This window comes from Propionimicrobium lymphophilum DSM 4903, from assembly GCF_000423485.1.
GTDB lineage: Bacteria > Actinomycetota > Actinomycetes > Propionibacteriales > Propionibacteriaceae > Propionimicrobium > Propionimicrobium lymphophilum.
Genome location: NZ_KE384026.1, coordinates 406,097 through 419,925 on the forward strand (window position 1 = coordinate 406,097; position 13,829 = coordinate 419,925).

The 13,829-nt window shown below is 50.2% G+C and carries 11 protein-coding genes and 1 tRNA gene; 2 read left to right on the forward strand and 10 right to left on the reverse strand.

The features are described 5' to 3' along the window. Positions 1 to 9 precede the first annotated feature (9 nt). Positions 10 to 798 carry an inositol monophosphatase family protein gene (locus G556_RS0109330; RefSeq protein ID WP_016456245.1) on the forward strand — a complete coding sequence of 263 codons (789 nt, stop codon included), beginning with the start codon at positions 10 to 12 and terminating at the stop codon, positions 796 to 798. On the opposite strand, the gene serA is transcribed toward G556_RS0109330, so the two are convergent. From serA to G556_RS0109360, 6 genes are read right to left on the reverse strand one after another with little or no spacing between them, the layout of a single operon-like run. Then, positions 791 to 2,014: a phosphoglycerate dehydrogenase gene (gene serA / locus G556_RS0109335; protein ID WP_267878608.1), complete on the reverse strand. Its 1,224-nt coding sequence runs from the start codon at positions 2,012 to 2,014 to the stop codon at positions 791 to 793. The two genes, G556_RS0109330 and serA, sit on opposite strands and share 8 nt — an antisense overlap. Before the next feature lie 3 nt (positions 2,015 to 2,017). Next, positions 2,018 to 2,797 carry an ABC transporter ATP-binding protein gene (locus G556_RS0109340; protein WP_016456247.1) on the reverse strand — a complete coding sequence of 260 codons (780 nt, stop codon included), beginning with the start codon at positions 2,795 to 2,797 and terminating at the stop codon, positions 2,018 to 2,020. Then, entirely contained in the window at positions 2,787 to 3,620 is an 834-nt protein-coding gene (locus tag G556_RS0109345; RefSeq protein WP_028822588.1) for an ABC transporter ATP-binding protein, read from the reverse strand. The genes G556_RS0109340 and G556_RS0109345 overlap by 11 nt, the downstream gene beginning before the upstream one ends. Further along, positions 3,620 to 4,435 (reverse strand): ABC transporter permease, encoded by an 816-nt coding sequence (locus tag G556_RS0109350; RefSeq protein WP_016456249.1) that lies wholly within the window; start codon positions 4,433 to 4,435, stop codon positions 3,620 to 3,622. The genes G556_RS0109345 and G556_RS0109350 overlap by 1 nt, the downstream gene beginning before the upstream one ends. Beyond that, positions 4,432 to 5,427, reverse strand: coding sequence for an ABC transporter permease (locus tag G556_RS0109355; RefSeq protein WP_036916276.1), 996 nt, complete (start codon positions 5,425 to 5,427; stop codon positions 4,432 to 4,434). Before G556_RS0109355 ends, G556_RS0109350 begins: the two co-directional genes overlap by 4 nt. A 3-nt stretch (positions 5,428 to 5,430) precedes the next feature. Next, the gene (locus G556_RS0109360) at positions 5,431 to 6,933 is read right to left on the reverse strand and encodes an ABC transporter substrate-binding protein (RefSeq protein ID WP_028822590.1); all 1,503 of its coding nucleotides are present in this window, start codon (positions 6,931 to 6,933) and stop codon (positions 5,431 to 5,433) included. A gap of 153 nt (positions 6,934 to 7,086) precedes the next feature. Between G556_RS0109360 and G556_RS0109365 the strand changes: the two genes are divergently transcribed. Continuing rightward, positions 7,087 to 7,160 (forward strand) — tRNA-Met (locus G556_RS0109365). Positions 7,161 to 7,649: 489 nt separating this feature from the next. Here G556_RS0109365 and cas2 read toward each other — a convergent pair. From cas2 to G556_RS10855, 4 genes are all read right to left on the reverse strand, one after another. After that, on the reverse strand, positions 7,650 to 7,973 hold the full coding sequence (gene cas2, locus G556_RS11925) for a CRISPR-associated endonuclease Cas2 (protein WP_028822591.1): 324 nt from the start codon (positions 7,971 to 7,973) through the stop codon (positions 7,650 to 7,652). A 1-nt stretch (position 7,974) separates the two neighbouring features. Beyond that, entirely contained in the window at positions 7,975 to 8,874 is a 900-nt protein-coding gene (gene cas1, locus G556_RS0109375; RefSeq protein ID WP_028822592.1) for a type II CRISPR-associated endonuclease Cas1, read from the reverse strand. Then, entirely contained in the window at positions 8,874 to 12,236 is a 3,363-nt protein-coding gene (gene cas9, locus G556_RS0109380; RefSeq protein ID WP_036916277.1) for a type II CRISPR RNA-guided endonuclease Cas9, read from the reverse strand. The genes cas1 and cas9 overlap by 1 nt, the downstream gene beginning before the upstream one ends. A gap of 221 nt (positions 12,237 to 12,457) precedes the next feature. Continuing rightward, positions 12,458 to 13,756, reverse strand: coding sequence for a YkvI family membrane protein (locus G556_RS10855; protein ID WP_051176826.1), 1,299 nt, complete (start codon positions 13,754 to 13,756; stop codon positions 12,458 to 12,460). Positions 13,757 to 13,829: the final 73 nt, after the last annotated feature.

A 13,829-nucleotide genomic window follows, 5' to 3' on the forward strand; every position in this document is an offset into this window, starting at 1 on the left:
CCTGGATTCGTGGCTGACTACACTGAAGATATTCGCCTCGCTCATCTGCTTGCAGATAGCGCTGATGCGATCACCGAAGAACGCTTCCGCGCCCAAGATCTCAAAATCGAGACGAAGCCGGATCACACAGAAGTTACCGATGCTGACCGTAGCGTCGAAAAAACAATACGTTCGATGATTTCGAGCACCCGTCCAAGAGATGCAGTGCACGGAGAAGAATTCGAAGATACCGGCTACGGGCCTCGGCGTTGGATCATAGATCCTATTGATGGAACGGCCAACTTCGTTCGAGGCGTACCCGTCTGGGCTACGCTGATTGGTCTCGAAGTCGAAGGAGAAATGAAGGTTGGTCTGGTTTCCGCACCAATGCTAGGAAAACGCTGGTGGGCCGGCGAGGGCCTAGGCGCGTGGACCGGCCGTTCGCTGATGAAGGCCGAAAGAATACACGTTTCCGGCATTTCTAGCTTGTCGGATGCGTTTGTTTCTTACTCCTCACTGCACGGGTGGATCTCATCCGGCCGCGGCCAAGGATTTGTAGACGTGCTAAGGGACGCAGGCAGGACCCGCGCTTTCGGAGACTTCTGGAGCTACATGCTTGTCGCCGAAGGCGTCGTGGACATCGCCTGTGAGCCAGAACTTTCCCTGCACGATATGGCGGCACTAGACGTAATTGTCCGTGAGGCTGGAGGCAGGTTCACCAGCATCGACGGTGAAGATGGTCCGTTTGGCCCGGGGGCACTTGCTACGAACGGGATGCTTCACCGAGAGATGCTGGATCGTCTGCGTCCAACTAGCTAACTTCCCTAACCCTGATGGTGTGAGGAACCTGGGCTAATTCTTCGGTTAGCCCAGGAGTGCTGGCTGTAATGTCCATCACTACGAATCCGACCTCGCCGATGGTCGATAGCGCCTGGTAAGCAATGTTAGCGTTGTGGTTGCTGAGGATCGAGTTAAGATCCGCCATAACGCCCGGCACGTTGTGGTGGATGTGCAGAATCCGGTGGCCAGAAATGGGCTGAACCTGAACCTCAGGCATATTAACGCTCATGGAGGTGTTACCCGTCCTGACGTAGTCGATTAGCTTTCCGGAAACGTAGCCACCAATATCAGACTGTGCTTCGCGAGTAGATCCACCAACGTGCGGTGTCAAAATCACATTTGGAATGCCCTGAAGCGGGTTAGTGAATGGGTCTCCGCTCTTCTTGGGCTCGTTGTGGTAGACGTCGACAGCTGCGCCTGCGATATGTCCTGAGCGCAGGTTCTCGGCTAGAGCTTCCTCGTCTACGACGAATCCTCGCGAGAGGTTGAGGAATAGCGAACGCTCCGGCATTAGGGCGAATTCTTTTTCACCGAAAATGTCGTGGTTCTCGTTTCGACCATCGACGTGGATAGAGACGGTCTCGCTGATGCTGAGCAGTTCTTCTAGGCTATCGCAGCGGTGAGCGTTTCCTAGGGCGAGTTTGTCGGCTACATCGTAGAAGTTGACGTTCATACCGAAAGACTCAGCCAGGATAGATAGTTGCGAACCAATATTTCCGTAGCCGATGATGCCGAGCGTGCGGCCACGAACCTCATGGCTGCCGTCGGCGGACTTCTGCCAGACACCGTTGTGCATCTGTTGGCTCTTGTCGAAGAGCCTGCGGGCCATAACTACGATTTCACCCATCGCGAGTTCGACGACAGAGCGAGTGTTGGAATATGGAGCGTTGAAGCATACGATTCCACGCTTGGCGGCCGCGTCCAAAGCAATCTGGTTAGTGCCAATGCTGAAGGCTCCGATGGCCACCAGTTGCTCTGGCATCTGCTCGATGACATCTGTCGTCAGGTTAGTCCTGGATCGAACACCGACGACATTCACATCCTGAAGAGCCTGAATTAATTCGTCACCTTCTAAGGCGCCTTTGCGGTAGTCGACTTCAAATCCGGCGGCTTCGAAAGCGTCAACTGCGGTTTTATCGATGTTCTCTAAAAGTAAAGCCTTCATGACATGAGATTCTAGTAAGAAAACTCTCAGTCGCTAATCGACTCTCAAACGTGGGATAGCTGAGAGCAAATTCTTCGTGTATTCTGCCTCCGGCTCGTAAAGGACTTTCGAGGTATCGCCTGACTCTACGATCTTGCCGTTTCGCATTACTATGACCCTGTCGCAAAGGTATCTGACAACCGCTAAGTCGTGGCTGACGAATAGCAGTGTAAGGTTCTCCTGGTCAGCAATGCGGTTCAAAAGGTTAAGCACTTGAGCCCGCACGGAAACGTCCAGCGCTGAAACCGCCTCGTCAGCGATAAGGACGTCCGGATGTGATGCCAGCGCTCGTGCTATAGCTATTCGTTGGCGCTGTCCACCGCTAAATTCGTGTGGGTATTTGTCTGCATCTGCTGGATCGAGCTCTACTTGTTCTAGCACTTGTGCACAGCGCGCATCAGGATCATCGGTGATTCCCAGCCTCCCCTTAACCCACGGGGACCTAAGTGCCTCTGTGACGATTTTGCGAATTTTCATTCGCGGATCAAGCGAGCTGCGCGGATCCTGGAATACGACTTGGACTCTTGCCCGCATCGGAGCCAGCTCGCGCTCTTTTTTGCCGGTTATCCTTTCATCATCAAGAAAGATTTCGCCGGAAGTGGGTTTGCTTAGTCCCGCGAGCATTCTGATCAGTGTGGATTTGCCGGAACCTGATTCCCCTACTATTCCAAGGCGTTCGCCAGCAGCGATATCTAAGCTAACGTCGTCGACAGCGGTAACTTCATTCTTGCCGTGCTTGTAAATTTTTCGCAGGCCACGAGCCCTATAGATCATTTCCGCTCCAAAAATCATCCAGAACTCTTAATGGCTGTCCAGGATTGGCGCTAACAAAGTTAGCGGCGGCCAGCAGCCCCTTTGTGTAAGGGTGCTGAGGATCATTCAAGATTTTTGTCCTTCGTCCGCTTTCCACGATTTCACCCTTGTACATGACCATGAGGTATTCGCAGATCTGCGAGACTACCGCCAAATCGTGGCTGATGAACAAGCATGCGGCGTTTACCTTAGCAAGTTCTTTATCTAGCAATTTTAAGACTTTATCCTGCACGGTCACATCCAGCGCAGTGGTGGGTTCGTCACAGATAAGAAGCGAAGGAGCATTAATTAACGCCATTGCGATTAGGACTCGCTGCCGCTGCCCACCGGAAAGCTGATGCGGGTAGCTCTTAGCGATTCTCTGTGGGTCGGGAAGTCCGGCCTGCTCCAGCATCTGACAAACACGATCAGATGATTTACCTTGTCGCTCAGAGTGGAGCAAAAGAGCCTCTGCCACCTGCCGCCCAACCTGCATAGTGGGGTCTAGCGCGGTCATGGGCTCCTGGAAAATCATGCCGATTTTGCTGCCCCTGATCGAAGACATCTGCGCATCATTTCGATTCGAGAGCTCTACGTCAGCTAGTTTTATGGAGCCCTCGATTGTTGCGTTAGGAGGCAGCAGCTTCATCAAGGCAAGGGCTGTGACGGACTTTCCGGATCCTGACTCTCCAATTAGGCCGACTCGCTGACCAGGCCTAATTTCTAAATCGATACCTCGAACCGCTTCTTTGCCTTTGAAGCTAACTCGAAGATTCCTGACTTCTAATAAGTTCTTGCTTACCATCACTGTCCCTGCTCCCGAAGACGAGGGTCGAGAATCTCACGCAGGCCGTCTCCAAGCAGGTTAAAGCCGAGAACTGTAATTGCGATAAATATCGCGGGCCATAGCGCAAGGTTTGGTTCAACCAGGATGGACTTCTGCGCATCAAATAGCATCAGGCCCCATGTCGGGTGGTCTGGGGACGCGCCCAAGCCCAGATAACTCAAAGCTGCCTCAGCAAGAATCGCCAGTGCGAAGCTGACGGACCCCTGAACCATAATCGTAGGAGCAACGTTGGGCAGAACGTGTGTAAAGATCGAGACGTACCTAGGCGTTCCGCAGGCCCTAGAAGCAACCATGTAGTCCTGGTTAAGCACTTGGAGAGTCGATGCGCGAGAAACCCTAGCGAAAGCAGGAATCGACGCTACGCCAATCGCCACCATTGCCGTCCAGGTTGAGCCAGATCCTCTCGCGGCTGCAAGCAAAATCGCCAAGAGTATCGCAGGAAAGGCGTACATGATGTCCGCAACTCGCATGACAAATCGTTCGAATAGACCGCCTTTAACAGCAGCGATCATACCCATCGGAACTCCGATTATGGCGCCAATTCCTACAGAGACGATTCCGACCAGCAGGCATATGCCTGCGCCAGACAAGATCCTGGAGAAGATGTCTCGACCAAAGTCGTCGGTTCCGAACAGGTGCTGAGCGCTCGGAAGCTGCAATCGGTCTGTCGAGACCTGGGTAGGATCAAACGGCATCCAGAAAAACGAGATTATGCCGAGCAAAATCACGATGCCTACCAATACAGCGCCGATATATAAGTTTGCCCTTTTCACCGCTCTACCCCCTCGGCTGCTTTTAGTCGGGGATCTAGCAGGTGGTAGATGATGTCGACCACCGTGTTAATAATTAGAACCAGCGCAACGAGGATCATCACGACAGATTGCACAACAGGCAGGTCTCTCTGCCCCACGGCAGCGATCAGATAGCTACCGAGTCCCGGAAGGCTGAAAACTCGTTCCACAACGATCGAGCCAACAAGCAGGCTAGCTAGCTGGAGCCCTAGCACTGTGATCACCTGAAGACTGGCATTTCGGATGCCATGCCGGATGATGGCCGGGCGAAACCTCCATCCGACAGCGCGTGCCGTCCGAAAGTAGTCCTGATTGAGTACCTCAACGAATGCCGATCGAGTGTATCTAGTGAGAATTGCCCCCTGAACCATAGCCAAGGATGCGACCGGCAGAACGAGATTCCTCGCCCACATAAGCGGGTTCGTTCTGAACTCTATGTACCCGTTTGCTGGCAGCCAGCCGAGCCATACCGCAAACACGATGACGAGCAACAGACCGGCAAGGAAAGCTGGCACTGCCATTCCGAGCTGGCTGAGTATTGAAACCGCAACACCAGTGGCCTTGTTTCTTCTCGCCGCGGCATACGCCCCTAACGGCAGCGAAATGCCAACAGCAAAAAGCATTCCTAGAATGACGAGGCTGAAAGTCACGCCCAGCCTTCTGCCGAGCTGCATGGAAATAGGTTGGCTAGTGAAGATCGAAGACCCCAAATCGCCTTGGAGTAGGCCTCCTACCCATGCCAGATAACGTGCCGGCCAAGGCTGATCTAGATTCATCGTCTCACGCAAGGCTGCAACGGAAGTTGGATCAGCGTTTTGGCCGAGGATGACTCCCGCGACGTCACCCGGGAGCAGGTTGACAAGTAAAAAGACAACTAAAGATGCCGCTACCAGGCTGACGAACAAAGAAAGGATTTTTATTCCTAGCAGCCTGAGCCTAGAGCCCCAGGTGGCTTTCGCGGTTTGCGCAGACATGAGTTACTCGTTGATCGCCACGTTCGTCAGATCGAAGCTGAGATTAGTTGCGTTTGAGCTGATCCCAACAATTTCCGGCTTGGTGACGACCAAGTTGGGCAGCAGCCAAAGGAAATCGGCGCCAGCTTGGTCGGAAATTATCCTTGCGGCCTTCTTCAAAAGTTCAATCTGCTCTGGCTCTGGAGACTGATCGGCCTGTGCCATGACTTGACGTAGTTCTTCGTTATCGAAGTGCCAGTAGTAGTCGGGGGTCGCGAAACGCACGATATCTCGCGGTTCCACGTGCGAAACGATGGTCAGATCGTAGTTCGACTTGACCATAACCTCATCGATCCAGCGCGCTGGAAACTCTAGCTGTTCGATGTTCAGCGTGATACCGACCTGGGAAAGAACGCTGGAGATGTAAGCGGCAGAGTCAGTGGCATACGGCAGTGTCGGTACGCGCATGGTAAGAGTCAAGCCGTCACCGTATCCAGCTTCGGCCAGAAGTTCTTTAGCCTTTTCTGGGTTGTAAGGATAAGCATCGGAAAGATCCTCGAACCAAGGCTCGAACGGTGGAACCATGGAACCGATCAGCGTTCCTTTTCCTGCCCAAACCGCGTCCAGTAGAGCCTGCCTGTCAATGGCGTAGTTGATTGCCTGACGGACTCTAAGGTCTTTGAGCGGCTCACGCTGCTGGTTCATTCCAAGAACAACCTCGCCATTGGTGTAGCCCTCTAGCACCTTGTACTGGTCGTTGTTTTCGAACTGTCCGAGAGCCTGCGGAGCAGTTACATTGCGGATGATGTCGATGCTGCCTGATGCCATCGCATTGTTCATAGCATTCGGGTCGGCAAAATATTTGAAGTTGACGCCGGCAACACGAGCTGGGGTACCCCAATATCCAGGATCACGGATGAGCCTGATTTCTTCGCCCTGCAGCCAAGTATCAAGTTTGTAGGGCCCAGATCCGACCGGCTGTGTTGCCAAGTCGCCAGAGTCAAGCGTCGCAGGGTCATAAATCACGCCGGCGGGGCCAGCCATGCTGTATAGCCAGAAGTTGCTTGGACGCTTCAACTTGAACTCAACAGTGTCTGAGTCTTTAGCCTCGACAGAATCGACTACTGCCATCTCTTTCTTACGTGTTTTAGAAGTATTCTCGTCGTTGATTATGTAGTTGATCGACTTCACTACCGCTTCAGCGTTAACTGGAGCGCCGCTAGAGAACTTTGCCCCGGGGCGTAGCGTGAAGGTGTAAGTCTTGCGATCGCTAGAGATCTGGTAGTCGCTTGCTAAGAGCTTCTGTAGTTGTCCCTGATCATCTGTACGTACGAGGGTTTGGTAAACGTTATATAGGAGCACCTCAGAGATAGCGGCAGCATCATTTGCCGATAAGTCCAACGTGCTTGGTGTGGTATGGGTGCCGACTATAAGAACCCTGTCTTGTGGGGCAACGTTGGAATTAGAGCCACACCCACTTAAGACTAGGAGCAATGCGACCAGGCACACCAAAGCTTTGCGAAACATGATCCTCCAAACGCTCATCGCGTATTACACCGACCACCAGGTGATTGTAGTCTTGGGATAGTTTAGCGCCTAACAACGTTAGGTTATACAGAGAATTCTCACTGCGTCTCAATTTTGCATTTTATAAAACATGCCTTATAGTTGATCAGACGCCGCGGGGTGGAGCAGTTCGGTAGCTCGCCGGGCTCATAACCCGGAGGTCGCAGGTTCAAATCCTGCCCCCGCTACGAAGGGAATTGGGATCTGCAAAGCAGGTCCCAATTTTTATGCTCTTCGACAGATTTACCTAACCACATATAAAGCGCTTCCCTGACACGGAAGAGGTAAAAATCTGAATTGCCGTACAAGCCAGAAGGCCTAACTAAGCAGACCGCAAGGATAATAATCAGTTCTTAATCCCCTTGTTAGACTTGTTGAACTGTTCGGCCATCAAGTCGATATGCTGGGAATCAGTTCTTAATCCCCTTGTTAGACTTGTGCTTATTTGTATGCATGAAAGATACATGCTGGGAATCAGTTCTTAATCCCCTTGTTAGACTTGCCTGACTATAGGTGGCATACACAATCTGGCTGGAAATCAGTTCTTAATCCCCTTGTTAGACTTGCCATCCTTTTAGCCAAGTTGAATCTGAAGCTGGGAATCAGTTCTTAATCCCCTTGTTAGACTTGAGCAAGGGGATTAATTCCCTTGCCAGGGACAATTTTTTTGCTTCTTTTCAATTAAAAAGTAGCAACTGTTCTGGAGCTTTTTCTTGTTCCATCTCTATTGCGTTGCAAAATCTGATGGTATTTGCCCATTGGCGATCAGATATATGCATCAACCTAATCTCTCCCTCAGAAGGAACCTGATTCTTTATTTCGGCTACCTCACGGTTGGTGAGAACGCCGCTGGGAGAATACTTTGCATAGACACTCAGCTGCGTGAACACGAATCCATTGTCAAGGAGCATGTTCCTGAACTCTGAATATCGCCTGCGCTGCCTCTTCGTCTTTGTTGGTAAGTCGAACATGCATATGCACCACATAGGATCATCTGCCATCTCAAGACCTCCCCTGCCAGGGAACAACCGTTAGTTTCGAAATATCGCCCTCAACGTACTGGCCAAATCTTTGCGCCAGCTCGTCAAACGCTGAGCTAATAGTTCTGCCGTCTCGTAGGAACTTTCTTGAAGAGGCAGCAACCAAACATTTTCTAACTTCTGGATCCTCAATCGGAGCATCGCAAGGGAGATCAGCTACTGCATCATCAACCGCAGGCCGGAAAGGTTCGATCAGGTCGTCGACCAAAGAAAAGTTGTTACTTCTATTTCTATGAAAAATGCCGACTGCTGCAGATAGCCCCGCACCTACCACTGCCCTAATGCCCAAGCCTCTTAGCACCGTATAGGCATAATCCAGGTGAGCATTTCTGTTAGAAATTCCTTGTCCAGGGATCCGAACAAAATCTTCACTTCCCCAAAGCGAATGCCAATATATTCTTGCAGCCCTGGCCTCCAAATTATCCGGGTCTCCAGATCGAACTTTGGGAACTAACGCTTCAAGCTGTCTATGGTCTTGCCTACCTTGGTCTTTCAACACGGCAGCTTGACCAGAAATCTTGGCTTTAATTAATCGGCCCCAGGCATTCTTCTGGCGAGGAACAGACAATTTGGCCTGAGCCCTGTGCCTTGCTGCTATACGGTTGTGAGTTCCCCATGAGTAAGCAGCGCCTTCGGGTACGCCCTTCCAATCGCAAAAGACGACAGCAATATCTTGAGAAAATAGCCTGTGCATGGCTGCCGCAGAGAATCTAACTTTTACGCCGACGAGTAATACTGAAACATCTGCCAATGGCAAGTTTGTTGGCTCTAAATTGTCTTTTTCTATAAGCAGAGCGCCGCGGGCAGAAGATATCCTTCCCTCCATGAGAGAACAATCAACTACCCGCCAGCGCAAACTCATTACGACTCCTTCAAAGTTACGCTGATCGGTAATCCTGAGTCTGATTTAGTTCTCTCACGACCTAAAGCCGGTCTGCAAATTTTTCTCAAAAAGCTAGCTTTCGAGAACAGCAAATTAACGGAAGGACGCCACCCTTTATCGCAAATAATGACTTTACTTCCATCATTAAGTGCAACTTTCTCGCTTCCTTCAGCAGCTAATAATCTTGGCCTGAGTTTAAGTTGCTTGTTCGAGTCGAATCCCGAGACAACCCAGCGATTCGTTTCAGGAAAATCTTTTAACAACTCGCCGATTGCCTTTTGACTGAAATAGCTATCGCTCAGATCAAGTTCAAGCTCAGACCCAGTCACTAACCAGCCTAGATATTCTGCTTCACCTTTGAGAACGGCTTTTCTTACAGAAGATTCAGCGTTTCTCATACTTACGCTAGATGGCTTCAGTTCAACGGTGAAAACGTCGTCTGATTTATTTTTCAATAAATCATGGGTAAACACTCGAATCATGCCGTATTTAGGCTTTTTAGAACCGAATTTATAAATGCGAGCGTGGTGAATAGTGTTTCCGATTTCTGCGTAACCATTTCTCACCGGGATAGCCGCTATCTGTTTTGGCAAAATCCGCAATTCATCGTTGGCTTCGTAGAAAATATTCTTGACTCTAACTTTTCGTAATTGATTTTCTGGCAGTCCTTCAACCGGATCGAAATCGGACTGCTGAGTCAGCGCACACCACATTTGTTCTGTAGCGGCCCTGTCAATTTCTTGAAGCGTCCATGAATCGCCCACTCGTTTAGCAGCTAATGGCCGAATTGTGTCATCGTGCGCTCTTCCGTTACCAACCCTTAGCCGAACATCTTGAGTCACCGGAATGGCATCTTCAGCCAACGCGATATTAAACAACACGAGCATTTGATCCATTTGGCGCGACCAACGATCGAAGATATTTCTCGACCCCTCATCACGACCTCTGTAGTTTTTCCAATCCTCAGCCCGACGAGTAATTCTCTGGCTTTGTTTAATATTTGATCGTTCAGCCAATGTTTTAGCCACAGAAGGCCTCATAAGCGATATTACGGCTGCATCCATCGCATGGTGTCGCCTATCAAAACGAGTCTTCACGTGGCCATCAATCAGATTTACTTTGCCCTCGAATCCTGTAGCTTTCCTAGCTTCAGCTGTAATAGCACCACGGAATACGGTAACTTTTGTTTCAGCTCCAACAGATTCGAAGTGTCCCTTAACTCTCGCATGAAGCTCGTTGGCCATCCAAGCAACAGACTCGATGGATCTATTATCGATCTCTTCGTCCGCGCTTTTCTTTTTCAATCTATTGATGACATCGTTCTGGAAATTCCGTTGTTGCTTTAGTGTAAGACCTTCGTCTTTGATCCAATAACGAACGCGAGCGATAGCTTCCTTTACGCTTACGCTGGGGATGGTAGTGCTTTCCACCCAAACAGCAAACGGGATATTCGTTTTTGCCCTATTACAACGCACACAAACAGCAACCAGATTGTCCCTCGTGTTCGTCGAACCTGGCCCCTTTCTGGGGACTATGTGGTCCATTTCGCAGGACTGATAAGTGATCGGCTCTCCGCAGTAAGCGCACTGACAATTCTGCCTACGAACAGAAACATAACGAGTTATGTCGCTTCTTCTCTCAACCATTTGAGAGCCAAGCTTTCTATTTGCTTCGGAAACGACGCGCTGATTACGTTCTCTCCTCCGCTTAAGGTCTCTTTCGTACTCTCTAACCTGAGACTCGGAAGTGAAGCCCGATCTGGCGTGTTCGATGTTCACTGACAGAGGAGCGCCCCACTCACGTTCTGCGGCTAGCAGCCATCGGTTGACAGCCTTAAGAACGCGGTCGACAGCAGGATTTCCGACAGGCTCTCCAATCGGATCACTCGGCGGCCTCCAGTCGTCAGGCACACCGAATTCAGCTTTCCTAGCCTTGTGAAGTTCTAGAGAATCTGAAATCATTTTTTCTGTCAACCGATCAAGACTATCGATGGAATATGCTGCCCTGCCGGCCGGAAGTTTTATTTTGTCTAAATTTTCGAGCTGTTTGTCGCTCAGACTTTCCATTAATTTATTTGCACTATCCGCTCCGGGAACATCAGGATCTAGTTCGTCGGCATTAGACAAAAGTGTTATCAGAGCGTTCTTCTCTTCAAAGTTTGCTTCTTCCCACCATTCGACTATTGGTTTAACCCCGCACTTCGTAACCCTCGAGTGCGTTACATTAACCGGCGGAAAGGACGAAGCGCGCTCACCTTCGGGCGCGAGTTTGGAGGTGCCTTGGAGACATTCTCGAGGGACATCGAGAATCTCGGCAACATCTCCCCAGGTGATGCCATCAGAATCATCTGGGAGCATTAGAAAATCTATTAACTTAGATTTCTCAGCAGCGTTTAGCTTGCGTAGCTCTCCATTCTCAGGATCTATCAAACGCATATTTGCAATGACAGAAACAATCCGGAACCTCTGAAAAGACAGATGCGCCTTCTCTGCTCGAGGTTTATTGTTCTGGCCAGGCAAAGAATCCTTCTTGACTCGTTTACTAGCTGAGCCTTTAGGACTTTCAGCTTTAAATACAAGATCGATCAAGGTTTTTACGATTTCGTCAGGAATCTCCTGAACCTGCGCAATTTTATGTATCTCGTTCGCGTTATCAGACTGCATCAGTTTCCCGCCGATGATGCCGTCCTTAGTCTCGCCTTCTACGTTTTCTCCGTCGATGAGTGAGCGCTGACCGTACTTGACGGATGGGGCGCTCCTAAGCCTTTCAGAGGCATTGAAACCAACGTGCGAAAGCACCTCCGGCAACGTCTCGCCGCCAACGAAAACAGCGCCGGTCTTCTCGCTAACTCTCTTTTTCAGATCCTCGAAAAGATCACTGTCTTCTTGCACATGGTAGAGGGATTCGATGCGCTCATAAGGATTCTTCCAGCCTCTATGCCTAGCGATATGCCTTAGCGCAATGGATAATTCGCGCTTTTGTTCAGAGGCTTCAAGCTTCTCCTGTACCAGGAGAAGCCTCGCCTTCCATGGCGCATACGGGTCGGGTAGACTCTCTAGATCGATTATTGGCATGCCTAGCTCGACAAGCTTTCGATCGAGCTCAGCCAAACGCTTCTTACGACGTCGATAGAGCCTTCTAGTACGACGAGCAAACCCTGCGGAAGCGAGCCTCGTAACTGCGCTTTTAACTTTTTCAGGGTCTACTCCAGAATCATGGATCTTAACCATGCTGCTTAGCAGCTTGACTGGCATACCGTTAGCATCAACCTGTAGGGCGCAGAACCCCACAGAATTTGTTCCTACGTCAATACCAACTTTGTAATCGATCTCATGACTCATATTCAGATGATAAGAGACGCAACCGATGATTTTTTATATAACTGCCACAAACCAGAAAAAGGTAAACCCCTGATTCAGGGTTTTACCTTCAAAGAAATTAATGTGATGTTAAACTCAATTCAGAACTGATTCTCAGTAAGAACCTCCACGTTTGAGGTTCCGAATGCTCCATAGGGCCCCTCGGGGCCCTATTTTTATGCTTGCACTTCTAATAAGCCTGGTTAGATTTCTTTGAATCCTGCTTCTTTACCTTCTACGTTTGCCGAGTAGTCGATCTCGTCATCTCCATCCAAATCCGCTACGACCTCTCGGGTAACGGTCTGTTCAAGCTCAGAATTTTCGATCACCGATGCGTCCATCAGCCTGTTTAACTCTTTACGCTCTTTGCGACTCAAATCGTCAGTATCGGGGTTCTCATGCTTGTAGAACAACGACCTGATGCGGACACGACGCTCGCTCTCCTTGGAGATCTTCGGACGCTCACGCAAATAAGCGACCACGAGGATGGTGATCAAAACCATCCCTAGGTAGCCGAGAGCGGGATAGATGACTCCCATTAGGTCTTGGAACCCGATGAAGCTGACCGCCCAACCAGCAATCGCGGAGATGGTAAAGAAAATCTTGAACTTAACCTGATTTCCAGCGGCCAGGCGACGGCCCAAGGCGTAAAACATGCCGATACAGGTGTTGTAGATCATGGCGTAGACGATAAACACCACCACATAGCCCATCCAAGGCCTGATGTTCTGAAACAGAGCCAGCATTGGAACGTCAGTGCCAACCACCTCGTCGACGTTCAAGAAAATAGCCACGGCAACCATCGCTAACAGGCACATGTAAATGATCCCGCCGAGCATTCCGCCCTTGCCCGTCTCACGAGGATCGAGGTAGTTACCGCCGATAACCAAAACCATCGACACACCTAGGATCAGGGAAAGACCCGCATAGTTGATGGCAGAAAGCCACCAAGGTGAAACCGGCGCGCTCGCGCTGAATGCGGCTTGATTCAAAACATTGAAATCGAGAGGGAGCTTGGTCATCGAGTAGACGAATGCACCGATAACAATCACGAACACTAGTGGAGTTAACGTACCGATGACGTTAGTGATCTTTTCGACATCTAGGAAACCGGAGATCAGCACTAACCCGAGCATCACGGTAGAGCCGATCCAAACTGGCCAATCGAATGCCTGAGCCAGCGTAGATCCTGCTCCGGCAAGCATTACAAATCCAAACGCGAACAAAGTGACGATTACTGCCACATCTAGACACTTAGCCACAGTCTTGTGTGCGATAGATGTGAATACCTCGTTATGTTCATCGGCTAGATAGTACGAGCCCAATTGCAAAATAACGACGCCCGCAACCGCAATCACCGAACCCGCGATTACCGCACCGATGATGCCAATGGATCCTGCAGATATGAAGTACTGAATGGTTTCCTGACCAGTTGCGAAACCAGCCCCGACCATCAATCCAATAAATGCGAAAGCTATCGATACCGTTCTTTTAACAGACAATATGTGACTCCTATACGGATATCTTCAAAGTATTCACCCCGAAAGCCGTCATCACACATTACTAACGATAATT